This is a genomic window from Mycolicibacterium mageritense, from assembly GCF_010727475.1.
Lineage (GTDB): Bacteria > Actinomycetota > Actinomycetes > Mycobacteriales > Mycobacteriaceae > Mycobacterium > Mycobacterium mageritense.
This window is the reverse complement of record NZ_AP022567.1, coordinates 1,131,677-1,154,397: the sequence shown is the minus strand read 5'-3', so window position 1 is coordinate 1,154,397 and position 22,721 is coordinate 1,131,677. Positions and strand designations below refer to the sequence as shown.

The window sequence follows — 22,721 nt, the reverse complement described above, 5'->3', positions numbered from 1 at the left end:
TGGTCCTGAAATTAGCCCATTGGCAGCCGATGCTCAGTATTATTTGCCTTGTGAAGGATCCGGACACCAAGCTCGCCAGTGATCTCGCCTTGGCAGTTGTCCGGCTCGCGCGCCAATTGCGTTTCCGCCATTCGGAATCCTCGGTTTCGCTGACCCAGTTGTCGGCCCTCGTGACGTTGGCGAAGGAAGGCGCGATGACTCCGGGTGAACTTGCCGTACGCGAACGCGTGCGTCCGCCGTCCATGACGCGGGTCATCTCGTCGCTGACGGAGCAGGGTCTGGTGCTGCGCACCGCGCATCCCGACGACGGCCGGCAGGTCGTCGTGTCGGTTTCGCCGGCGGGCCTGCATCTGGTGGACACCGAGCGCCGCGCGAGCCAGGCCTGGCTGCGGTCCCGGCTCGACCGCCTGGAACCCGACGAGCGGCAGACCCTGGTGGCCGCGGCCGATCTCATCTCGGCCATGGTTGACTGAGGCGCGTGTCTGCGCCGCTGGTAATCGACGTCGACGATCCCGACGATGCGCGGCTCGACGATTTCCGTGACCTCAACAGTGTCGATCGCCGTCCCGATCTGCCCAGCGGCAAGGGGCTGGTGATCGCCGAGGGGGTGCTGGTCGCGCAGCGGATGATCGCCTCGCGGTTCACCCCGCGGGCGTTCCTCGGCACCGATCGCCGCCTGCGGGAACTGGGCGCGGACCTCGACGGCGTCGAGGCGCCGTACTATCGCGCGAGCCCCGAGGTGATGGCCGAGGTGGTCGGCTTCCACCTCAACCGTGGCGTGCTCGCGTCGGCCTCGCGGCCTTCGGAGTTGACCGTGGCGCAGGTGATTTCGCAGGCGCGCACCATCGCGGTGCTGGAGGGCGTCAACGACCACGAGAATCTCGGTTCGATCTTCCGCAACGCGGCCGGTTTGGCGGTCGACGCGGTGGTGTTCGGTGCTGGCTGTGCCGACCCGCTGTACCGCCGCGCGGTGCGGGTTTCGATGGGCCACGCGCTGTTGGTGCCGTTCGCCCGCGCACAGGCCTGGCCGGCGGATCTGGAGTTGCTGCGGGACAACGGGTTTCGTTTGCTGGCGATGACTCCGGACGCGGCCGCGGCGGCGCTGCCGGACGCCATGGCGGATCTCGGGGAAGAACGCGTCGCGATCCTGGTCGGGGCTGAGGGCCCCGGTCTTGCCGAGCACACGATGCGCGCCAGCGACGTGCGGGTGCGCATCCCGATGTCGCGGGGCACCGACTCACTCAACGTGGCGACAGCCGCGGCGCTCGCGTTTTACGAACGCGCGCGCAATCAACGCTAAGTTGAGACCGTGACCGACGATTCCACGCCATGGGGCACGGGGCTCACGGTGGCCGGCTTCGTGGCGGCGGTGCTGGCCGCCGCGATCGTGGTGCTGGGCATGGGTCTGGTCCGGGTGCACCCGCTGCTGGCCATCGGGCTCAACATGGTCGCGGTCGGCGGGCTCGCTCCCACGGTGTGGGGCTGGCGGAAGAAGCCGGTGTGGCGCTGGTTCGTGCTGGGCGCGGGTGTCGGCGTGGCCGTGGGCTGGGTGACGCTGCTGGCGGTGACTCTCGCGCAGTAGGGGTCGACTAACCGAGCAGACTGTCGGCAAGTCGCGTGCGCCACAGTGCGAGGTCGTCGACCCCGAGGATGCGCAGCACCACCTGATCGGCACCGGCTGCCAGGTACTCGTCGATGCGCGCGGCGATGCGTTCCGGCGACCCCCATGCCGCGATGCCGTCGAGCAACCGGTCGCTCACTGCGTCGATGTCGGCCTCGCCGAAACCCTGCCGCAGCAGGTTGCGCCGGTAGCCACCCTGTTTGGCGAGGAAATCCAGCGGCGTCGCGGCGGCCCGGCGGGCGGTTTCGCGGTCGGTGGTCGGCATGACCATCAGCAGCACCGCGAGCCTGCGGTCCGGGCCGAGCGTCGCGCGGGCCTCCTCGACGTAGGACGGCGTGACGAGGTAGGGATAGGCGCCCGCGGCCCGGTCGCGGGCGAGGGCCAGCATCTGCGGGCCGAGGGCGGCCAGGATGCGCGAGCCTGCCTCGACCCCGGCGGCGTCGAGCTCGTCGAGGTAGGTGTTCAAGGTGTCCAGCGGGCGGGCGTTGTGCGCGCCGCCCAGGCCGACCACGAACCGCCCGGGGTGGTCCTGGTTCAGTTCACGATAGGTCGCGATGACGTCGGCCGGGGGCACCGAGGACACGGGGATGATGCCGGTGGCGACCGGGATCGTCGTGGTGGCACGCACCGCCGCGGTGAGCATCGGCAGGTTTCCGGAGCGCCACAGTGTCGCGTAGCCGAGGCGTTCGGCGTCGCGCGCCTCGTCGGCCACCAGGGCGGTGTCGTCGGTGAAGGGGTGACTGCTGGCCAGGCCGATGGGGCCGAAAGAGATCATGGCCTGACGCTAGGACCTCAATGATGGTTCAGGTCAAGCGTTTACCGCTGGGTGCCCGACGACCGCACGCCCAGCAGCACGTCCTCCCAGGCCGGTACCGCGGGCCTGGCCTTGCGGGAGCGGGCCGTCTTGGGTGCGGGGGCAGGCGTGGGTTCGGGAGCCGGCTCGGGCTCGGGCGCAGGCGCGGTGTCCACCGGCTCGGGCGTTTCGAAGTCCAGCTGGGCGAGCGGTGCGACCGGGCGCAGCGTCCGCGCGAAGTCCGGGTTGATCAGTTCTTGTGCGGTGTTGTCGACCGCTGTGACGGTGCCGCCGTGTGCGCCCGGGGTGAACCGGAAATGCGCGACGTTGTCCGAGCGCCCGGCCTTCCAGGCCAGCTGCACGGTCCACCGCATGTCCTCGTTGCGCCACGCGTCCCACGTCGTCGCATCCGGGTCAAGGCCGCGCGACACGAGTGCCGTCGTGACCGACTCCAGCAGGGTCAGCACCGCGGGGCCGTCGGCCAGCACCGGGTGGGCGGCTGTCGCGAGCTCGGCGGCGCGGGCCCGCTCCAGCAGCACGGGATGGGCGAAGCGCTCGACCCGCTCGATCGGCACGCCCGCGGCCGCGGCCACCTGCTCGACCGATGCGCCGGCGCGAATCTTTGCTTGAATCTCCTTGGGCCGCAGCACGCTTTGTACCTCTAGGTCGATTTGGGTTTGATTCGAGGCAACCTTGTCGCCGCGGACGGCCGCGCGCAGCCGATCGTCGTTACGCAAACTGAACAACTCTTTGGAGTCGTCGGTCTCGCAGATGATGCGCCTGCCGTCGACGTCGAGACCGACGACCCTTAGTTCTCGCATACCGACCTCCTGCGCCGCACCCTACTGCGTTATCCGCCCGTTACCGTGCTGACACGCGGGGTTCGGCGCAAGCGATCGTCCGGATCCTGCTCAGAGGTTCTCGACGACCCAGTCGACGCACGCCGTCAGGGCGCTCACGTCGTCGGGGTCCACCGCGGGGAACATGCCGATGCGCAGCTGGTTGCGGCCCAGCTTGCGGTACGGCTCGGTGTCGACGATGCCGTTGGCGCGCAACACCTTTGCCACCGCCGCGGCGTCGACGTCGTCGTTGAAGTCGACGGTGCCGACCACCTGGGAGCGCAGCGCGGGATCGCTCACGAACGGCGTCGTGAACGACGTGGCCTCGGCCCACGAGTACAGCCGCTGCGACGAGTCCGCGGTGCGCTTGACGGCCCAGTCCAGGCCGCCGTTGCCGTTCAGCCAGTCGAGCTGCTCGGCGAGCAGGATCAGCGTCGCGATCGCCGGGGTGTTGTAGGTCTGGTTCTTGAGGCTGTTCTCCACCGCGATGGGCAGCGACAGGAAGTCGGGCACCCACCGGCCCGACGCCGCGATCGCCTCGATGCGGGCCAGCGCCGCTGGGCTGAGCAGGGCCAGCCACAGCCCGCCGTCGCTCGCGAAGTTCTTCTGCGGCGCAAAGTAGTACGCGTCGACGTCGGTGATGTCGACGGGCAGCCCGCCTGCCGCCGACGTGGCATCGATGAGCACCAGCGCGTCACCGGAGCCTTCGGGCCGCTGCACCGGAACGGCGACACCGGTCGAGGTTTCGTTGTGCGCCCACGCGATCGCGTCGACCGACGGATCGGCCTTGGGCTGCGGCGCGGTGCCGGGATCGGTCTTGAGGACGATCGGATCGCCGATGAACGGGTTTTTGGCGACACACGACGCGAACTTCGAGCTGAACTCGCCGTAGGTGAGGTGCAGCGACCGCTTGTCGATGAGCCCGAAGGCGGCGGCGTCCCAGAACGCGGTCGAGCCGCCGTTGCCCAGGATCACCTCGTAGCCGTCGGGCAGGGAGAACAGCTGGCGCAGCCCGTCACGCACGCGGCCGACCAGGTTCTTCACCGGCGCCTGGCGGTGCGACGTGCCGAACAGATCGCCTGCGGTGGCCAGCCCGGCCAGCTGCTCGGGCCGCACTTTGGACGGTCCGCAGCCGAAGCGTCCGTCTTTCGGCTTGAGGTCGGCGGGGATCGTCAGTTCAGCCATGGTGACAAGCCTAAAGGGGCTGTCGGCGGGCCGAGCGTGGGCCCTGTGCACGCAAACCGGCCGGGATTCGTGCACAGGCCCCACGGTCGCCGCTAAAGCGTCAGAATTCTGGCCCCGTCGGCCGTCACGGCCACGGTGTGCTCGCTGTGCGCGGCCCTGGCGCCGGTCGCGGTGCGCAGGGTCCAGCCGTCGGCGTCGTGCACGTAGTCGTCGGTGCCGTCGGCGATCAGCATCGGTTCGATCGCGATCACCAGGCCGGGCCGCAGCCGCATGCCTTTGCCGGGGCGCCCTTCGTTCGGGACGTGCGGTGCCTCGTGCATGGTGCGGCCGATGCCGTGGCCACCGTGGTCTGCGAGCATTCCGTAGCCGGCGTTGCGTGCGGTCGTGGCGATCGCGTGCCCGATGTCGCCGAGGGTGTTGCCCGGGCGCACGGCCGCGATGCCCGCGGCCAGGGCCGCGTCGGCCGCCTCGATCAGGGCGGCGTCGGCGGGCTGCGCGGCGCCGACGACGAAGCTGCGGGCCGCATCCCCGCACCAGCCGTTCAGGATTGCTCCGAAGTCCACCGACACCAGGTCGCCGTCGGCGAGCACCTGGTCGGTGGGCACGCCGTGCACGACGGCGTCGTTGACGCTCACGCACAGCACCGCGGGGAACGGGCTGGGCGCCCAGCGGGGGTGGTAGTTGAGGAACGGCGACGTGGCGCCGTGAGCGGCCAGCACGTCGGCGGCGATCCGGTCGAGATCGGCCGTGGTCATCCCCGGTGCGGCCTGCGCGGCGACGGCCCGCAATGCCTCCGCGACCACCGCACCCGCCGCGGCCATCGCTTCTATCTCGGATTCTGTCTTGAGCTCGACCAACACACGTATCCTTCAGCAAACAGGCGAAGCGGGGTGGACATTTACTCGATACCTGCGGTACCGTTTAGACAACAAGCCTGTAGATGTAAACCTCATGGAGGATTCAAATGGCTCGGACCAAGATGGTCAGGCGTTGGCGCAAGAACATGGACGTCAGCGACGACACCGAGTACGTCGACATGCTCACCACACTGTCCGAGGGGTCGGTGCGGCGCAACTTCAATCCGTACAAGGACATCGAATGGGATTCGCCGGAGTTTGCCGTCGTCCCGAATGACCCGCGCTGGATCCTGCCTGCGACCGACCCGATGGGTGGTCACCCCTGGTACCAGGCCCAGCCGGTCGAGCGGCAGATCGAGATCGGCATGTGGCGGCAGGCCAACGTCGCCAAGGTCGGCCTGCACTTCGAGAACATCCTGATCCGCGGGCTCATGGAGTACTCGTTCTGGGTGCCCAACGGCTCGCCGGAGTACCGCTACTGCCTGCACGAGTCGGTGGAAGAGTGCAACCACACCCTGATGTTCCAGGAGATGGTCAACCGCATCGGCAAGGACGTGCCCGGCATGCCGCGCCTGCTCAAGTGGCTGCAGCCGCTCATCCCGCTGGCCGCCGGCCCGCTGCCCATCCCGTTCTTCTTCGGCGTGCTCGCCGGTGAGGAGCCCATCGACCACACGCAGAAGAACGTGCTGCGCGAGGGCAAGGCCCTGCACCCCATCATGGAGCGGGTCATGGCCATCCACGTCGCCGAGGAAGCCCGGCACATCTCGTTCGCGCACAAGTACCTGCACAAGCGCGTTCCGCACCTGCGTCGTCGTCAGCGATGGCTGCTGTCGCTGTTCGTGCCGCTGACCATGCGCATCCTGTGCTCGGCCATCATCGTGCCGCCGCGGGCGTTCTGGAAGGAATTCGACATCCCGCGCTCGGTGCGCAAGGAGTTGTTCTTCGACGCGCCCGAGTCGCGGAAGATGCTGCGCGACATGTTCGGCGATGTCCGGATGCTGTGCTACGACACGGGCCTGATGAACCCGCTCGCCAAGATCATGTGGAAGATCTGCAAGATCGACGGCCCGCCGAGCCGCTACCGCAGCGAACCGGCGCGCGAGCACCTGGTGTCGGTCGCTTGACGGACGCCTGAGCTCTCATGCCCCATGTCATAACCCAGTCGTGTTGCAGCGACGGGTCTTGTGTTTACGCGTGCCCGGTCAACTGCATCCATCCGTCACCGGATGAGCCGGGCTTCGCGACGGCGGAGATGCTCTACATCGACCCGGATGCGTGTGTCGACTGCGGCGCGTGCGTGAGCGCGTGCCCGGTCGGTGCCATCGGGCCCGATACCCGGCTGGAGCCCAAGCAGCTGCCGTTCATCGAGCTCAACGCGGCGTTCTACCCCAAGCGCGAGGGCAAGCTGCCGCCGACGTCCAAGCTGGCGCCGGTGATCGCGGCCCCCAAGATCGAGCGCCGCGGCGGCCCGCTGACCGTGGCGATCGTCGGCTCCGGCCCGGCGGCCATGTACGCGGCCGACGAGCTGCTGACGCAGCGGGGCGTGCGAGTCAACGTCTTCGAGAAGCTGCCGACGCCCTACGGGCTGGTGCGGGCCGGTGTCGCGCCGGACCATCAGAGCACCAAACGCGTGACACGGTTGTTCGACCGGATGACGCAGCAGCGGGGCTTCAGGTTCTTCCTCAACGTCGAGGTCGGCAAGCACGTGACGCACGCCGACCTGCTTGAGCACCACCACGCCGTGCTGTACGCCGTGGGCGCCCCCAACGACCGTCGGCTCGACATCGACGGCATGGACCTGCCGGGCACGGGCACCGCGACCGAGATGGTGGCTTGGATCAACGGGCATCCCGAATTCACCGAGCTGCCCGTGGACCTGAGCCACGAACGGGTGGTGATCGTCGGCAACGGCAACGTCGCATTCGACGTGGCCCGCGTGCTGACCACCGATCCGGATGCGTTGGCCCGCACCGACATCTCCGATCATGCGCTGGCCGCGCTGCGGGCGTCTCGCGTGCAGGAAGTCGTGGTCGCAGCACGACGCGGCCCGGCGGCCTCGGCGTTCACCCTGCCCGAGCTGATCGGGCTGACCTCGACGGGCGAGGTCGTGCTCGACGCGACGGACCATGCGCGCGTGGTCGCCGATCTCGCGTCCGAAACCGATCCGCTGACCCGCAACAAGCTGGAGGTGCTGGCGAAGCTCGGCGACGCCGCTGCGCCGATCACCCGGCCGCGGATTCGGCTGGCCTACCACCTCACGCCGCAGCGCGTGCTCGGCGTAGACCGGGTGACGGGCATCGAGTTCGGCGTGACCGGCACCGACGAGACGCGGACGCTCGACGCGGGCCTGGTGCTGACGTCAATCGGCTACCGCGGCAAGGCCATCGCCGATCTGCCGTTCGATGACGACGCCTCCGTCGTGCCCAACGACGGTGGCCGGGTCCGTGGGACGACGGGCGCGTACGTGGCCGGCTGGATCAAGCGGGGGCCGACGGGATTCATCGGCACCAACAAGTCGTGTGCGGGCGAGACCGTGCACAACCTCGTGGCCGACTACAACGCGGGCAAGCTCGCCGATCCGGTGCGTAAACCGGCGGATCTGGAGAAGCTGGTCCGCAGCCGCCAACCCGAAGTGGTCGATGCTGCCGGGTGGCAGGCGATCGACGCGGCTGAGATTGCGCGCGGCGGCGAAGACCGGCCGCGGGACAAGTTCGCCACGGTCGCCGAAATGCTGAGCGTCGCCGCCGCTGCGCCCAAACCGACAGTGCGGCAACGGCTTCTGGCCAGCTTGCACGCTCACTGAGACCGCTCACCCGCGCGGCGCCTGCGAATAATCGTTCGACCGCCGCGCGGTGGCGGGTCTCATAATGAGGCCGTGCAGATCGACTACCGCTGGCGTGCGGGCCTTACCGACGCCGAACTCGTCGCACTCACGCGTGCGCACGGAGGCATGGCCGAACCGGGGTGGTGGAACCGCATCCTGCCGCACAGTCTCGGCTGGATGACTGCGCGATCGGTGGACCGCAGCCTCGTCGGATTCGCCAATGTCGCCTGGGACGGCGGTGACCACGCATTCTTGCTGGATCCCAAGGTGCACCCGGACCAGCAGCACCGCGGTATCGGCACCGAACTCGTGCGCCGCGCTGCCGAGGGTGCGGCCGATGCCGGGTGCTCCTGGCTGCACGTCGACTTCGAGCCGGAGTTGCGGCCCTTCTACTTCGAATCCTGCGGCTTCCGGCCCACCGACGCGGGACTCATCGCCCTCTAGGTCACCTGGGCTCAGCCCTCGCAGGGCGCTCCGTTCTTCGCCATCGCGGCCGCGATCTCCTCGGGGCTCACCTCGCGCACCGGCTGGCCCAGCGACCACTGGTGCCCGAACGGGTCGCGCACCACGCCGTACCGGTCGCCCCAGAACTGATCGTCGAGTTCGGCGACCACCTCGGCGCCGGCGTCGACGGCGCGGGCGAACTTCTCGTCGACGTCGGTCACCACCAGGTGGATGGTGACCGGGGTGCCGCCCAGCGATTTCGGTGTCGACGACTTGCCGTCGCTGTACTCGGGGAAGTCGTCGTTGAGCATCACCGTCGAGCCGTTGATCTGCAGCGCGGCGTGGATCAGCCTGCCGTCGGGGCCGGGCACCCGGCCGAGTTCGGTGGCGCCGAACGCCTTGACATAGAAGTCGATGGCGGCCGCGGCGTCGTCGACCACGAGGTGGGGCAGTACTGCGGGAGTTACTTCAATCGCCATGATGTTCTCCTCGAATTGGTGAGCGGACACAGTGCAGACCCGCGGGGCGCGCGGATCTCATCGCACCCCCCCATGCAACCACCGCGGTATGACAAGAGCCCGGCCGCGAGACGACCATTCATGGCGAGATTGCGGCCGAACTACACCACAAACCGTCGGCTCGGCGCCGCTACGGCGCCGCGATCTGATCCCAGCCCTGCACCGATTCGACGCTGCGGGGTTCCGGGCCGACGTAGATGGCGGCCGGCCGGACGAGCTTGCCCAGCCGCTTCTGTTCCAGGATGTGCGCGCACCAGCCCGCGGTCCGGCCACACGTGAACATCGCGGGCATCATCTTGGCGGGTACGCCCGCGAAGTCCAGGATGACCGCGGCCCAGAACTCGACATTGGTCTCGATGGCCCGGTCCGGGCGCCGTTCCCGCAGTTCGGCCAGCGCCGCCTGCTCGAGCGCGGCGGCGACCTCGAAGCGCGGGGCCTCCAGTCGCTTGGCCGTCGCGCGCAGCACCCGGGCCCGCGGATCCTCGGCCCGGTACACGCGGTGGCCGAAGCCCATCAGCTTGTCGCCGCGGTCCAGGATGCCCTTGACCACCGCTCGCGCGTCGCCGGTGTTCTCGACCTCTTCGATCATCGGCAGCACCCGGGCCGGGGCGCCGCCGTGCAGCGGCCCACTCATCGCTCCGACCGCGCCGGACAGCGCGGCCGCCACGTCGGCGCCCGTCGAGGCGATCACCCGCGCGGTGAACGTCGACGCGTTCATCCCGTGCTCGGCCGCGGTCACCCAGTACGCGTCGATGGCCTCGACATGCCTGGGGTCCGGATCACCCTGCCAGCGGGTCATGAAACGTGCTGTGACGGTGGAGCATTCGTCGATCCGGCGTTGCGGCACCGCGGGCTGGTAGATGCCGCGCGCGGACTGTGCGACGTAGGAGAGCGCCATCACCGAAGCCCGCGCCAGCTGGTCGCGCGCAGTGGTGTCCTCGATGTCGAGCATCGGCGCGTAACCCCAGATCGGCGCGAGCATCGCGAGCCCGGCCTGGACGTCGACGCGCACGTCGCCGCTGTGGATCGGCAGCGGGAACGGCTCGGCCGGCGGCAGACCCGAACCGAAGCGTCCGTCGACCAGCAGCCCCCACACGTCGCCGAACGTGACCCGGCGATCGACGAGCTCCTCGATGTCGACCCCTCGGTAGCGCAGCGCGCCGCCGTCCTTGTCCGGTTCAGCGATCTCGGTGGTGAAGGCGACGACGCCTTCCAACCCGGCCACGAAATCTTCGGGTACGGCTGCCATGTGCCCGATTCTCGCACTCGGCCGCGGGCGTAGCGTTGGCGCGGTGGCAACGCACGAGAACCATGACCTGGCCGCGATGCGCGTCGAGTACGTCGAGAAGGACGGTTGCGGCGACCTGGATGCCGACTGGCTGGGTGACGACCCGGCGACCGGTTGGCTCACGCTGCTGCGGACCTGGTTGATCGACGCACAACAGGCCGGGGTCTCCGAGCCGAACGCCATGGTGGTCGCGACCGTCGACGCGCAGGGAAGGCCTGTCACCCGTTCGGTGTTGTGCAAGAGCGTGGACGAGACCGGAATCACGTTCTTCACCAATTACGACTCCGCCAAAGGCGAACAGCTGGCGGCCAACCCGCACGCGTCGGCGACGTTCCCGTGGTACGCGCTGGGCCGGCAGGTGCACGTCCGCGGTCCGGTCACGAAGGTCTCCGCCGAAGCGACGGCCGACTACTGGGCCAAGCGTCCACGTGGATCACAGCTGGGCGCCTGGGCGTCGCACCAGTCGTTTCCCATCGCGTCGCGCGCGGCCCTGCTCGATCAGCTCGCCGAGGTCACCGAGCGGTTCGCCGACCTGGATGCGGTTCCCGTGCCGCCCAACTGGGGCGGGTACCTGATCGCCCCGCAGACCGTCGAGTTCTGGCAGGGCCGGGAGAACCGGGTACATAACAGGATCCGCGTGCACAACGGCGTCGTCGAACGCCTCCAGCCGTAGTGCGCAGGCTCTTCGCCGACACCACCCCGCTTCGAACACCCGACTTCCGGCGGTTGTGGCTGGCCGGCATCGTCACCGTCGTCGGCGCCAACCTGACGATCTTCGCGGTGCCCGTGCAGCTGTATGCGCTCACCCAGAGCTCGTTCTACGTCGGCCTGTCGGGTCTGTTCGCGTTGGTTCCGCTGATCGTGTTCGGCCTGTGGGGCGGCGCGTGGGCCGACGCGATGGACCGCAGGCTGCTGCTGATCATCGCGTCGATCGGGCTTGCCGTGGCCTCGGTGCTGTTGTGGCTGCAGGCCGCGTTGCACCTCGACAACGTGTGGGTGGTGCTGTGCCTGCTGTCGGTGCAGCAGGCGTTCTTCGCGATCAACAGCCCCACCCGGTCGGCGGCCATCCCGCGCATGCTGCCGGGCGATCAGTTGCCCGCCGCGAACGCGCTCAACATGACGGTCTTCCAGTTCGGCGCGATCGTCGGGCCCCTGCTCGCCGGGGTGATGTTGCGGTGGGTGGACCTGTCGACGCTGTACCTCATCGACGCCGTGTGTTGCCTCGCCCCGATCTGGGCGACGATCCGATTGACACCCATGCCGGCGACCAGCACCGAGCGGGGCTCGGCGCGGTGGGGTTTTGCCGCGGTGCTCGACGGCTTCCGGTACCTGGCCGGCAACCGCGTCGTGCTGATGTCGTTCGTGGTCGACCTGATCGCGATGATCTTCGGCATGCCGCGCGCGCTGTTCCCGCAGATGGCGCACGAGAGCTTCGGCGGTCCGGTCGAGGGCGGCACGGTGATGGCACTGCTGGCTGCCGCGATGTCGGCAGGCGCGGTGGCCGGGGGAGTGTTCTCCGGCTGGTTGCCGCGGATCCGCAGGCAGGGGCTGGCCGTCGTGGTGGCGATCCTGGCGTGGGGCGTGGCGATGGTCGGCTTCGGAATCGCCGGCGGCCTGGCTCATGGCCAGGCCGGCATGTTGATGTGGATTGCGTTGGCGTTCTTGGCAATCGGCGGCGCCGCCGACATGATCTCGGCGGCGTTCCGCTCGACGATCCTGCAGCAGGCGGCGTCCGACGAATTGCGTGGCCGACTGCAGGGCGTCTTCACGGTCGTCGTCGCGGGTGGGCCGCGGCTCGCCGACACCCTGCACGGTGCCGCGGCCGCCGCGGTGGGCACCACGGTCGCGGCCGCGGGCGGCGGTCTGCTGGTGGTCGTCGGTGTCGTGATCGCCGCGCTCGCGGTCCCGGCCTTCGTGCGCTACCGCGTCGCACCCATGGTCGTGCGCGACGATCAGTCCGAGCCCGACAAGGTGTGAGCGCCAGTCATGTCTAGACAGATCTGCGGAATTTGTAAATTTGCCAAATCATCAACTTCGGGGCGATAGCATCCGGGCGTGGCTGTTGGGGGTCATCAGATCGAACCCGGTTTGCGTGAGCGAAAGAAGCAGCGTACCCGCGCGATGTTGATAGACGCCGCGATCGAGCTGTGCGACCGGCAGGGGTTCGAGCAGACGACGGTGGATCAGATTGCTGCGTTGGCGGACGTGTCGCCGCGGACGTTCAGCCGGTACTTCGCGACGAAAGACGCTGTGGTGCTGGCGTTCATCGACGAGGTGGTCGAGTTGGTGGCCGACGAGCTCGCCGGGCAACCGCCGGACATCAGTGACCTCGAGGCGGTGTACCGGGCACACGTGCAGGCGTTCGCCAAGACCAAGACCGCGCCGCCGAGCCGGTTGACGGCCGACCGGCTGCTGGCGTCGGCACGCATCCTGACGTCGTCCACGACGCTCATGCACGCCGCTGCGGAATTCCGGCAGGACGCCGTCAACGCGGTGCTCGCAAAACGCATGGGTGTGGTCGGCGACGATCCGCGGCTCAAGCTCACCGCGGCGGTGTGGGGTTCGATCATCATGACGGCGCTGGCCCAGCTGGGGTCGTCGATCGACTGGGACACCATGACGGTCGACGAGATCATCGCCGCCGTGGACACCACCTACGCCGAGTTTCTCGTAGTCACGGCCGGTGTTCGCCAGCCGGCGTGACTCACTAGTAACCCCCCGCGGGCAGCGCCGACCGAATGCGACTACCTTTTGGTAGAGCAGTAGTCGGTTCTCAGCGACGATGAAGGGAATCCCGTGGCCGAAAACCCGTCGAGTGGGCAGGAGCACGCCACCCTCCGATACCCCGGTGGTGAGCTTGACCTGGAAATCGTCCACGCCACCGAAGGCTCGGACGCCATCGCGCTTGGGCCGTTGCTGGCCAAAACGGGGTACACCACCTTCGACGGTGGCTTCGTCAACACCTCGTCGACCAAATCCGCCATCACCTACATCGACGGTGACGCCGGCATCCTGCGCTACCGGGGTTACCCGATCGAGCAGCTGGCCGAGAAGTCGAACTTCATCGAGGTCAGCTACCTGCTGATCTACGGCGAACTGCCGACCGCAGAGCAGCTGGAGCAGTTCACCAACCGGATTCAGCGGCACACCCTGCTGCACGAGGATCTCAAGCGGTTCTTCGACGGATTCCCGCGCAACGCGCACCCGATGCCGGTGCTGTCCAGTGCCGTCAACGCGCTGAGCGCCTACTACCAGGATTCGCTGGATCCGCTGGACAACAAGCAGGTCGAGCTGTCCACCATCCGCCTGCTGGCCAAGCTGCCGACCATCGCGGCCTACGCGTACAAGAAGTCCGAGGGCCAGCCGTTCCTGTACCCGGACAACTCGCTGAGCCTGGTGGAGAACTTCCTGCGCATGACGTTCGGCTTCCCGGCCGAGCCCTACGAGGTGGATCCCGAGATCGTCCGGGCGCTCGACATGCTGCTGATCCTGCACGCCGACCACGAGCAGAACTGCTCGACGTCGACCGTGCGGCTGGTCGGCTCGTCGCAGGCCAACCTCTTCACGTCGATCTCCGGTGGCATCAACGCGCTGTGGGGCCCGCTGCACGGCGGCGCCAACCAGGCCGTGCTGGAGATGCTGGAGAAGATCCGCAGCGAGCACGGCGATGTCCGTGACTTCGTCAAGAAGGTCAAGAACCGCGAAGACGGCGTCAAGCTCATGGGCTTCGGCCACCGCGTGTACAAGAACTACGATCCGCGTGCCCGTATCGTCAAGGAGCAGGCCGACAAGATCCTCGGCAAGCTCGGCGGCGACGACGAGCTGCTCGACATCGCGAAGTCGCTCGAAGAGGTGGCACTGACCGACGACTTCTTCGTCGAGCGCAAGCTCTACCCGAACGTCGACTTCTACACGGGCGTCATCTACCGCGCCATGGGCTTCCCCACCCGCATGTTCACGGTGCTGTTCGCGCTGGGCCGGCTGCCCGGCTGGATCGCGCACTGGCGGGAGATGCACTCCGAGCCCGGCAAGATCGGCCGCCCGCGCCAGGTGTACACGGGCTACACCGAGCGCGACTACGCCGATATCGCCGGCCGGTAATCACCGCACCGCGAGCGCCATGCCTCCGGTGAGCGCCAGCAACTGCGCGTAGGTCAGCGGCATGACCGAGTCCGCGGTCCCGGCCGCGGTCCAGATCACGGGATAGGTCGCGAGCGTCTCGTCGACCACGGTCCGCAGCGGCGCCGGATGGCCCGTGGGTGCGACGCCGCCGATGACCTGGCCGGTCGCGTTGCGGACCAGTTTCGGGTTGGCCTTGTTGATCGCGGTGGCGCCGAGACGCTGTGCGACGACGTCGGTGTCGACGCGCGCGGCGCCGCTGGCCATCACCAGCAGCGGCTCGCCGTCGCACTCGAACACCAGGCTGTTGGCAATCGCCCCGACCTCGCAGCCGAGCTGCGCGGCCGCCGCGGCCGCGGTCTTGGCGTCGGCGTCGAGGATCTTGATGGCCGGTTCGATGCCTGCGGCGGCCACGGCCGCGGCGACGAGGGAATTCCGTTCGTTCACGGTGACGATTGTCTCCGATCGGGAGCTTGCATCGCGAACAATTGTAGTTTCACAATAATTGTGTGAATGAAACTGTCGTCCGGTCGCTGAGCCCTCGGCGCAAGGCCATCATCCTGGTGTCCTGCTGCCTGAGCCTGCTGATCGTGTCGATGGACGCCACGATCGTCAACGTGGCCATCCCGAGCATTCGGGCCGACCTCAAAGCCACTCCCTCGCAACTGCAGTGGGTGATCGACATCTACACGCTGGCGTTGGCGTCGGTGCTGCTGCTCTCGGGCGCCATGGGCGACCGCTTCGGCCGCCGCCGCACGTTCCAGGTCGGTTTGACCGTATTCGCGACGGCTTCGTTGCTGTGCAGCGTGGCACCGAACATCGAGATGCTGATCGCTGCTCGGTTCCTGCAGGCGCTCGGCGGTTCGATGATGAACCCGGTCGCGATGTCGATCATCACGCAGGTGTTCACGGGACGCGTGGAACGCGCGCGCGCCATCGGCGTGTGGGGCGGAGTCGTCGGCATCTCGATGGCTGCGGGCCCGATCGTCGGTGGTGCGCTGATCCAGTACGTCGACTGGCGCGCGGTGTTCTGGATCAACCTGCCGATCTGTGCGCTGGCGATTCTCCTGACCGCGATCTTCGTGCCGGAATCCAAGTCCGCCACCATGCGCGACGTCGACCCGATCGGCCAGGCACTGGGAGTGGCGTTCCTGTTCGGCGTGGTCTTCGTGCTGATCGAAGGTCCGGGCATGGGCTGGACCGACCCGGTGATCCTCACGATCGGCGCGGTCGCGGCCGTGGCTTTCGCCGCATTCCTGCGCTATGAGGCCCGGCGCCGGGATCCGTTCATCGATCTGAGGTTCTTCCGGAGCGTTCCGTTCTCGTCGGCCACCGGGATCGCGGTGTGTGCGTTCGCCGCGTGGGGCGCGTTCCTGTTCATGATGTCGCTGTACCTGCAGGACGAGCGTGGGTTCTCCGCGATGCACACGGGCCTGATCTATCTGCCCGTCGCGGTTGGCGCCCTGGTCTTCTCACCGTTGTCGGGCCGGTTGGTCGGCCGGTTCGGCGCCCGTCCGTCACTGCTGGTCGCCGGAACCCTGATCACGGCCGCGACGCTGATGCTGACCCAGATCAGCGGCACCACCCCGGTGTGGGAACTGCTGATCGTGTTCGCGGTGTTCGGCATCGGGTTCTCGATGGTCAACGCCCCGATCACGAATGCGGCCGTGAGCGGTATGCCGACCGATCGCGCGGGCGCGGCGTCGGCGGTCGCCTCGACCAGTCGCCAGGTGGGTGTGAGTCTCGGTGTGGCGCTGTGCGGTTCGGTGGCAGGCGCGGCGCTGGCCGACAGCCACATCGATTTCGCGGTGGCGGCCCGTCCGCTGTGGCTGATCTTCGCGGGCCTGGGCGTCCTGATCTTCGTACTGGGCTTTGTCTCCACGTCGCCGTGGGCGCTGCGGACGGCGGACCGCCTCGCGCCGCTGATCGGCCAGCACCATCACACCCCGGAGGCGGCCCATGCCCGATGACGATGCTCGTGCGGCGGCCGACGAGGTGTGGCGCGCGCTGACCACACTGGTTTTCGACAACCGCGACGCCTGGAAACGCGCGGTGATCGAGCGGAGTGGCCTGCCGTTCAGCCGAATCCGGATGCTGACCCGGCTCGGCCGCAAGTCGATGACGGTCAAGGAGTTGGCTCACGCCGCGACGGTGGACGCGCCGGCCGCGACCGTGGCCGTCAACGATCTCGAAGCGCGGGGTCTGGTGGTACGTGAGATCGACCCCGGCAACCGGCGCTGCAAGGTGGTGTCGTTGACCGACGCCGGACGCGCGATGCTCGCGCAGATCGACGCGGTCGACGATCCGGCACCTGACGTGCTTGCGGCGCTCGATCCGCAGGATCTGGACGCACTACGCGCGATCCTGAACAAAGTCGGCTGATCGGTCGCGCGCCGTCAACTCGGTGCTCAGCACGTCGACCCGGCCCGCGACGGTGTGCTGGGCCGTTCTGGCCTGGCGTTCGGTCGCGGTGAACTGGGCGTCGATCCGTACCCGGGCTGAGGTGCGGATGGTGAAAGACAATGCGGTGAGCGCGATGTCGCGCCGGTGCAGGTCGGAGGCGAACCACAACAGGGTTCGGGTGTGGTCGCTCGAGTCGATCTCCGCGGTGAGGGTGTGCGGGACGGTGCGTTCCACGTCAGGTTCCCGTGCCCGCCGCCCGCATGCGCTCGCGCACGATGTCGCGAGTGGCCTGCCCCGCGAGCACGTCGAGTCGGGTCTTTCGATCCAGGATCTCGCGCACCGTGTCGCCGATCTCGACGACCCGGGCGGCGGACTGTTCCCGGGTGCTGCCCGCGATCTCGCCGGCGATCTGGATCAGCCCACCGCCGTTGGCCACATAGTCTGGCACCCAGGTGATTCCGCAGTCGTGCAGTAGCTTCTCCACACCGTCGTGGGAGAGCTGGTTGTTGGCCGCGCCGCACACGACGCGTGCCGTGATCGACGGCACACTGTCCTCGGTCAACGTCGCTCCCAGGGCGCACGGCGCATAGACGTCGACCGGTGCGTCGATGACCCGGTCGACGACCGTGACGCCGTCGAATTCCGAACGCACCCGGTCGAGCGCCGCGGCGTCCACGTCACACACCGAAACGCCCGCGCCTGCGTCGGTCAACAGGCGCACCAGCTGATAACCCACCTTGCCGGTGCCCTCGACTCCGACGCGGCGGCCGTGCAGGTCGCCGCTGCCCCAGACAGCCTCCGCGGCAGCCACGATCGAGTGGAAAACCCCTAGCGCGGTCAGCGGCGCGCTGTCACCCGAGCCGCCGTGCGCAGGGGTCTTCGCGGCGACGTGCTTGGTCCGGCGGCCGATGACGTCCATGTCCTCGGAGGTCGTGCCCACATCACCGGCGGTGATGTAGCGGCCGCCGAGGCTTTCGACGAATCTTCCGTGTGCCTCAAGCAGATCGGGGGTCTTGACGCGCTTGGGATCGCCGATGATGACGGACTTTCCACCGCCGAGCCCCAGGCCGGCGATCGCGGCCTTGTACGTCATGCCTCGCGACAACCGCAGCACGTCGGTCAGCGCGGCACCCTCGTCCGGGTACGGGTAGAACCGCGTTCCGCCCAGCGACGGCCCGAGCGCGGTCGAGTGGATCGCGATGATGGCCTTCAGCCCGCTGCGCTCGTCGCGGCAGAAGACCACCTGCTCGTGTGCGGTGTCGTCGGCGAAATCGCTTCGATCGAACACGCCGGTGTTGGTGGGCATGATCGTTCCTTCCGGCTCAGAGGACAGTGGGGACGTGGTCGGGATCATCGAGTTGCCGATGCCCGCTCACAGCGGCAGTCCTGGTCGTTCGACGCCGACGATGCGGGCGCCGCGAAAGAACCGGAGCAGCTCGGCGTCGCCGTGGGCGCCGACGCCGCTGGCGCCCCAAAAACCTTGTGTGGATTCGGGAACCAGGTCGAGCACGCTGGTGCCGTTCACCTTCACTTCGCCGCATTCCAACCGGGCTCCGATGGCCATGGCCTCGTCGATGTCGCTGCTGAAGACGTACCCGGCCAAGCCGGTGCTGCGTGAGTTGGCCAGGGCCAGCGCCGCATCGTCATCTGCGACCCGGTGTACGGTCAGCACCGGGCCGAAGATCTCGTCGACGGTCGAATCGACGGGCGCACCGTCGATCACGACGGGTGCGTGGAAGTATCCGGCCGTGTCCGGGACCGGTGTGACGTCGTGCACCGCACCGCCTGCCGCGGCGAGTTTTGCCACGGCATCCGAAACATGCTGGTACTGAACGGCATGTGCTTGTGGGCCCATCGCGGAGTTTCGGTCGAGGCAGTGGCCGACCCGGAGATCCCGCAGCCGGTCGAGCAGCGCGTCGAGCAGGGCGCCGTGCCGGGAGGCCACGACCGCGACGCTGCCGGGGCTCTCACACCACGCACCGTTGAGCTTGGTGAAGCCGCTGACCAGGGCGTCGGCGGTGGCGTCGACGTCGGCATCGGCGCGCACGATCGCGGGGTTGTTGCTGCCGAGTTCGAGTTGCAGCGCCTTGCAGTCGTCGGCGGCTGCGTGCGCCACCGCGACACCCGCGGCCCGCCCGCCCGTGAAAGACAGTGCCCGGATCCGCGCGTCGGCCGCCAGTTGACGGCCGACGTCGCGACCGCCGTGGACGAGCTGGAACACCTCCGGCGGCAGCCCGGCCTCCATGAGTGCCTGCCCGATGGCCTCGGCCACCACGGCCGCGCTCGTCGGTGCCCAGTTGGATGGTTTGGCGATCACCGGGGCACCGGCCGCGAGCGCGAATGCGGCCTTCTTGGCGACGACGAAGCTCGGTGCGTTCCACGGTGCGATCACCGCGACGGGCCCCCACGGCAGGTACCGCAGGTGCACCGGCCGCCCGGCGTCGGCCGGATCGTGACAGCCGGGGTCAGCCTCGAGGTGATCGGCAGCCGCACACAATGCGTCGGAAAGCCCTTGTGCGAAAAGCTCGGTCACTGTTTCGACCACGCCGGTGTTGATGGCGTCGTACCGCGCGACCTCACCGGTTCGGTCCGCCAACAGGTCCGCGGTGCGGCGCAGCACCGAGGCACGCTGCGCCGGTGACGTGGTGCGCCAAGTGCCCTCGCTGTGCAGGACCGCCGCGGCCCCGATCGCACGGTCGACGAGGGCCGTGTCGGTCTGGAGCTGACGTTGCAGCGGTGCACCGGTGTTCGGATCGGCCAGGTCTGTGCCGAGGTCGTGGCCCGGTGTGGACCAACTGCCGCAGATGAAGTCACGCGACGGCGTGAGTTCGGGGGCCTCGAGCGTGTGTGTGTTCACGGTCATCGACCTTTCTCGGGCGGTCGGCCCGGGACGGCGCAGGGAAGGTGGGTTCAGATCGTCTCGAAGTAGCGGTCGCGGTCCCAGTCGCTGACCGCCCGCAGGAACTGCAACCATTCGTGGCGGGCCACCGCTGCGTAGTGAGTGGTCACCTCTTTGTCGAAAGTTGTGGCTGCAAACAGGCTTTGGTCCAGGTGATCGGCAGCGTCGCCGAGCGTGACGGGCAGTTCGCCGTGTGATTCGGCATAGCCGTCTCCGGTGCAGGGCGGGCCCGGGTCGATCTGGCGGGACATGCCGTCCCGCATGCTGCCGAGCACGGCGGCAGACGCCAGATAGGGGTTCACGTCTGCGCCGGGCAACCGCATCTCCAGCCGGTTGGCACTGGGCCCACCGGTGATCAACCGGCATGTGGTGGTGCGGTTGTCGAAGCCCCACGTCAGCCCGTTGCCGGCGAAGTCGTTGCTGATGATGCGGCGCATCGAGTTGACCGTGGGCGCATAGAACAGCATGAGGTCTGTCGCGCGGTCGAGAACACCTGCGACGGCGTGGCGCAGGAGCGCGCTCGCGGTCCGGTCGGCGTCGGTGTCGTAGAACGGCGTGCTGCCGTCGTCGCCGCGTACCGATGCGTGGATGTGACACGACGAGCCCATGCCGTCCGACAACGGCCGCGGCATGAACGTCGCCGTCATCCCGTGCGCCCGAGCCAAATCGGCGACCGCGCTCTTGAACAGCACGTGCCGGTCCGCGGTCTCGATGGCGTCGGCGTATTCCAGGTTGATCTCCCACTGGCCCAGGCCGTATTCGGCCTGGGCCACCTCGACCGGGATCCCGCTGGCCTCAAGGGCATTGCGGACCACCCGGAAGAACGGCTCCATCGCGTTGCCTGCGCCGATCGCGTAGTCGGACCGGGCCAGCGTGGTCGGGTCGAGGTTGCGGTAGCCGGTGCGCCGCAACTCGTCCGGGGTGCCGCGGTAGAGGTGGAATTCGAGTTCGGTCGCGGTGAAGGCGGTGAGTTGCTGGTCGCGGAGGCCCTGTACCTGGCGACGCAGGATCGTCCGCGGCGCCACCGGCAGGGGCTCGCCGGAATCCTCGTCGACCGAGTCGGCCAGGCAGATCGCGGTGCCCTCGAGCCACGCGGCCCGCCGCAGCGTCGCGACGTCGGGCACGAGCCGGAAGTCGTGCCAACCGGTATGCGCACCCGCGAAGTCGACCTTGAGAGTGTCCATGTCCTGGTCGACGTCCCACGCGTACACGCACGTGCACACGTGCAGGCCCTCGTCGACGATGCGCTGAAAAGACCGGACCGGCATGCGTTTTCCGAACAGGCGTCCGTACATGTCGACTCCGGCGACGATCACCGTGTCGATGCCGCTGCCGCCCAGATCGCCGATGTCCAGCAGGCCGGTCATCGGGTCAGCCATCCGCCGTCGACGGGCAATTGCGCGCCGCTGATGTAGGACGCGTCGTCGGAAAGCAGGAAGGAGACCGCGGCCGCCATGTCCTCGGGTTTGCCGAGGCGTTTGACCAACAGCCGGGAGTCCATGACTTCCAAGACCTCTGGGCTGTTGAGATCTACGCCGGGCAGGAAATTGGTGGGCACCGGTCCCGGCGCGATGGCGTTGACGCGAACGTTGTAACGCGACAACTCGACCGCGAGCGCTTTGGTGAGCATTTTCACCCCGCCCTTTGACGCGTTGTAGTGCACCTGCGCGAATCCCTGCGAGGACACCACGACATCGGCCTCGACCGTCGAAAGGTTCACCACGGCACCGCGGTTGGCCTTGCGGAAGTATGGCACCGCGAGCTGGGTCGTGATGTAGACGCCTTTGAGGTTGACATCGAGCACCAGATCCCACTCGTCGTCGGTGAGATCCTCCAGCGACGACATGGTGATGAGCCCGGCGTTGTTGACCAGATAGTCGAAGCGCTGCCATTCGGTGGCGGTGGCTTCGAGTGCGGTGGCGACGGCTTCGCGGTCGCGCACGTCGGCGGCCAGCGCCAAGGCGTGGCCACCGGATTCGGCGATGGTGTCGGCGGTTTCCTTGGCGCGGACGTGGTCCACGTCGACGCACGCGACCTTGGCGCCGTGGCCTGCGAGGCGCTCGGCGATGGCCCGGCCGATCCCCGAACCTGCGCCGGTCACGAACGCGACGCGGTTTTCATGCGATGACGACATCTTCCTCCTGCTTTCTGTCGGACGTGCTGAACTGCCGGGCTGTTTCGACCAACCAGCCGAACAGCGGATCTGTCCCGTCGAGCATTTCGGGGTGCCATTGCACCCCGACGACGGGCGCGTCGAGGCCCTCGATGGATTCCACGACGCCGTCGGGGGCGTGCCCCGTGACCGTCAGTCCGCTGCCGATCGCCGCGACGGCCTGGTGATGCAGGCTGTTGACGCGAATTCGGCTGCCGTAGAGGGCATGCGGCACCGATCCGGCGACGAACTCCACGGCATGCGATCGGTGATTGCGCGGATATCCGAGGTAGCTGTGCGCCTCACCCGAGTCGGCAGGCAGATGAGCGACGAGCGTGCCGCCGCGGTTGACATTGATCAACTGGGTGCCGCGGCAGATCCCCAGGACCGGAGTTCCGCGCAGCCAGGCCGCGTCGAGAACCGCGTGTTCGAATTCGTCGCGCAGCGGTTCGGCGGGTGTCGCGTGCGGTCCCGGTGCGGCCCCGTAGCGGCGCGGATCGACATCGGCACCGCCGGAGAGGATCAGGCCGTCGATGCGAGAAACCACGTCGGCGGGATCGCACTCCATGGTCAGCAGCACCGGCAGGCCGCCTGCGCGCGCCACGGCCGCCGCGTAGTCCACGAAGAATGTCTCGACCAGCGCGTCCCGGACGACGGGAAGCGCGAGCGGGCCGGCCGGCTGACGGCGACCGGTAATTCCGATCACCGGGGCGCGGGAGCAGTGATCCACATCTCGTTGGGTCATTGGACTGAGGTTAGAACCATTGCGTGGTTTCGTC

The 22,721-nt window shown here is 68.3% G+C and carries 25 protein-coding genes; 12 read left to right on the top strand and 13 right to left on the bottom strand.

Annotated elements, in window-relative coordinates; translation table 11 throughout:
* The first annotated feature begins 29 nt into the window (after positions 1-29).
* The 3 genes from G6N67_RS05555 to G6N67_RS05545 are packed head-to-tail and all read left to right on the top strand — an operon-like array spanning position 30 to position 1,582.
* On the top strand, positions 30-473 hold the full coding sequence (locus G6N67_RS05555; protein ID WP_235749858.1) for an Rv0880 family HTH-type transcriptional regulator: 444 nt from the start codon (positions 30-32) through the stop codon (positions 471-473).
* A 5-nt stretch (positions 474-478) separates the two neighbouring features.
* Positions 479-1,300, top strand: coding sequence for a TrmH family RNA methyltransferase (locus G6N67_RS05550; protein ID WP_036433671.1), 822 nt, complete (start codon positions 479-481; stop codon positions 1,298-1,300).
* 9 nt (positions 1,301-1,309) lie between these two features.
* A complete protein-coding gene (locus G6N67_RS05545) occupies positions 1,310-1,582 on the top strand; it encodes a DUF2537 domain-containing protein (protein WP_036433672.1) in 273 nt (90 codons plus the stop codon).
* Positions 1,583-1,589: 7 nt separating this feature from the next.
* Here G6N67_RS05545 and G6N67_RS05540 read toward each other — a convergent pair whose 3' ends face one another.
* From G6N67_RS05540 to map, 4 genes are all read right to left on the bottom strand, one after another.
* Positions 1,590-2,396 carry a TIGR03620 family F420-dependent LLM class oxidoreductase gene (locus tag G6N67_RS05540; RefSeq protein ID WP_036433673.1) on the bottom strand — a complete coding sequence of 269 codons (807 nt, stop codon included), beginning with the start codon at positions 2,394-2,396 and terminating at the stop codon, positions 1,590-1,592.
* Positions 2,397-2,437: 41 nt separating this feature from the next.
* Positions 2,438-3,235, bottom strand: coding sequence for a septation protein SepH (sepH, locus tag G6N67_RS05535; RefSeq protein WP_036433674.1), 798 nt, complete (start codon positions 3,233-3,235; stop codon positions 2,438-2,440).
* 90 nt (positions 3,236-3,325) lie between these two features.
* Positions 3,326-4,438, bottom strand: a complete 1,113-nt coding sequence (gene serC / locus G6N67_RS05530; RefSeq protein WP_036433675.1) for a phosphoserine transaminase — start codon at positions 4,436-4,438, stop codon at positions 3,326-3,328.
* A 92-nt stretch (positions 4,439-4,530) separates the two neighbouring features.
* On the bottom strand, positions 4,531-5,295 hold the full coding sequence (gene map, locus G6N67_RS05525) for a type I methionyl aminopeptidase (RefSeq protein WP_036435782.1): 765 nt from the start codon (positions 5,293-5,295) through the stop codon (positions 4,531-4,533).
* A 107-nt stretch (positions 5,296-5,402) separates the two neighbouring features.
* Between map and G6N67_RS05520 the strand changes: the two genes are divergently transcribed.
* From G6N67_RS05520 to G6N67_RS05510, 3 genes are all read left to right on the top strand, one after another.
* The gene (locus tag G6N67_RS05520; RefSeq protein ID WP_036433676.1) at positions 5,403-6,419 is read left to right on the top strand and encodes an AurF N-oxygenase family protein; all 1,017 of its coding nucleotides are present in this window, start codon (positions 5,403-5,405) and stop codon (positions 6,417-6,419) included.
* Positions 6,420-6,436: 17 nt separating this feature from the next.
* Complete coding sequence (locus G6N67_RS05515) at positions 6,437-8,098, top strand: FAD-dependent oxidoreductase (protein WP_036433677.1); 1,662 nt, start codon at positions 6,437-6,439, stop codon at positions 8,096-8,098.
* Between the two features lie 72 nt (positions 8,099-8,170).
* The gene (locus G6N67_RS05510; RefSeq protein ID WP_036433678.1) at positions 8,171-8,563 is read left to right on the top strand and encodes a GNAT family N-acetyltransferase; all 393 of its coding nucleotides are present in this window, start codon (positions 8,171-8,173) and stop codon (positions 8,561-8,563) included.
* 11 nt (positions 8,564-8,574) lie between these two features.
* On the opposite strand, the gene G6N67_RS05505 is transcribed toward G6N67_RS05510, so the two are convergent.
* On the bottom strand, positions 8,575-9,042 hold the full coding sequence (locus G6N67_RS05505; RefSeq protein ID WP_036435783.1) for a VOC family protein: 468 nt from the start codon (positions 9,040-9,042) through the stop codon (positions 8,575-8,577).
* Between the two features lie 169 nt (positions 9,043-9,211).
* The gene (locus tag G6N67_RS05500; protein WP_036433679.1) at positions 9,212-10,330 is read right to left on the bottom strand and encodes a citrate synthase 2; all 1,119 of its coding nucleotides are present in this window, start codon (positions 10,328-10,330) and stop codon (positions 9,212-9,214) included.
* Here G6N67_RS05500 and pdxH point away from each other — a divergent pair.
* The 4 genes from pdxH (at position 10,329) to G6N67_RS05480 (ending at position 14,470) form a co-directional block, all read left to right on the top strand.
* Positions 10,329-11,042 (top strand): pyridoxamine 5'-phosphate oxidase, encoded by a 714-nt coding sequence (gene pdxH / locus G6N67_RS05495; RefSeq protein ID WP_051578798.1) that lies wholly within the window; start codon positions 10,329-10,331, stop codon positions 11,040-11,042. The two genes, G6N67_RS05500 and pdxH, sit on opposite strands and share 2 nt — an antisense overlap.
* Positions 11,042-12,346, top strand: a complete 1,305-nt coding sequence (locus G6N67_RS05490; RefSeq protein ID WP_036433680.1) for an MFS transporter — start codon at positions 11,042-11,044, stop codon at positions 12,344-12,346. Before pdxH ends, G6N67_RS05490 begins: the two co-directional genes overlap by 1 nt.
* A gap of 144 nt (positions 12,347-12,490) precedes the next feature.
* On the top strand, positions 12,491-13,072 hold the full coding sequence (locus G6N67_RS05485) for a TetR family transcriptional regulator (protein ID WP_081812557.1): 582 nt from the start codon (positions 12,491-12,493) through the stop codon (positions 13,070-13,072).
* Positions 13,073-13,165: 93 nt separating this feature from the next.
* Complete coding sequence (locus G6N67_RS05480; protein ID WP_036433682.1) at positions 13,166-14,470, top strand: citrate synthase; 1,305 nt, start codon at positions 13,166-13,168, stop codon at positions 14,468-14,470.
* Here G6N67_RS05480 and G6N67_RS05475 read toward each other — a convergent pair whose 3' ends face one another.
* Positions 14,471-14,935, bottom strand: coding sequence for a YbaK/EbsC family protein (locus tag G6N67_RS05475; protein WP_081812558.1), 465 nt, complete (start codon positions 14,933-14,935; stop codon positions 14,471-14,473).
* A 62-nt stretch (positions 14,936-14,997) separates the two neighbouring features.
* On the opposite strand from G6N67_RS05475, the gene G6N67_RS05470 reads away from it, so the two are divergent.
* Complete coding sequence (locus G6N67_RS05470; protein WP_036433684.1) at positions 14,998-16,458, top strand: MFS transporter; 1,461 nt, start codon at positions 14,998-15,000, stop codon at positions 16,456-16,458.
* The gene (locus tag G6N67_RS05465) at positions 16,448-16,870 is read left to right on the top strand and encodes a MarR family winged helix-turn-helix transcriptional regulator (RefSeq protein ID WP_036433685.1); all 423 of its coding nucleotides are present in this window, start codon (positions 16,448-16,450) and stop codon (positions 16,868-16,870) included. The genes G6N67_RS05470 and G6N67_RS05465 overlap by 11 nt, the downstream gene beginning before the upstream one ends.
* Here the strand turns inward: G6N67_RS05465 and G6N67_RS05460 are convergent.
* From G6N67_RS05460 to G6N67_RS05435, 6 genes are all read right to left on the bottom strand, one after another.
* Entirely contained in the window at positions 16,841-17,125 is a 285-nt protein-coding gene (locus G6N67_RS05460) for a hypothetical protein (protein WP_036433686.1), read from the bottom strand. The two genes, G6N67_RS05465 and G6N67_RS05460, sit on opposite strands and share 30 nt — an antisense overlap.
* Position 17,126: 1 nt before the next feature.
* Positions 17,127-18,197 carry a Leu/Phe/Val dehydrogenase gene (locus G6N67_RS05455; RefSeq protein WP_036435787.1) on the bottom strand — a complete coding sequence of 357 codons (1,071 nt, stop codon included), beginning with the start codon at positions 18,195-18,197 and terminating at the stop codon, positions 17,127-17,129.
* Positions 18,198-18,263: 66 nt separating this feature from the next.
* Positions 18,264-19,748, bottom strand: a complete 1,485-nt coding sequence (locus tag G6N67_RS05450) for an aldehyde dehydrogenase family protein (protein WP_163642118.1) — start codon at positions 19,746-19,748, stop codon at positions 18,264-18,266.
* Positions 19,749-19,801: 53 nt separating this feature from the next.
* Positions 19,802-21,169 carry a glutamine synthetase family protein gene (locus tag G6N67_RS05445; protein ID WP_063835125.1) on the bottom strand — a complete coding sequence of 456 codons (1,368 nt, stop codon included), beginning with the start codon at positions 21,167-21,169 and terminating at the stop codon, positions 19,802-19,804.
* Positions 21,154-21,924, bottom strand: a complete 771-nt coding sequence (locus G6N67_RS05440) for an SDR family NAD(P)-dependent oxidoreductase (protein ID WP_036433688.1) — start codon at positions 21,922-21,924, stop codon at positions 21,154-21,156. The genes G6N67_RS05445 and G6N67_RS05440 overlap by 16 nt, the downstream gene beginning before the upstream one ends.
* Positions 21,908-22,687, bottom strand: a complete 780-nt coding sequence (locus G6N67_RS05435; protein WP_051578802.1) for a gamma-glutamyl-gamma-aminobutyrate hydrolase family protein — start codon at positions 22,685-22,687, stop codon at positions 21,908-21,910. Before G6N67_RS05435 ends, G6N67_RS05440 begins: the two co-directional genes overlap by 17 nt.
* Positions 22,688-22,721: the final 34 nt, after the last annotated feature.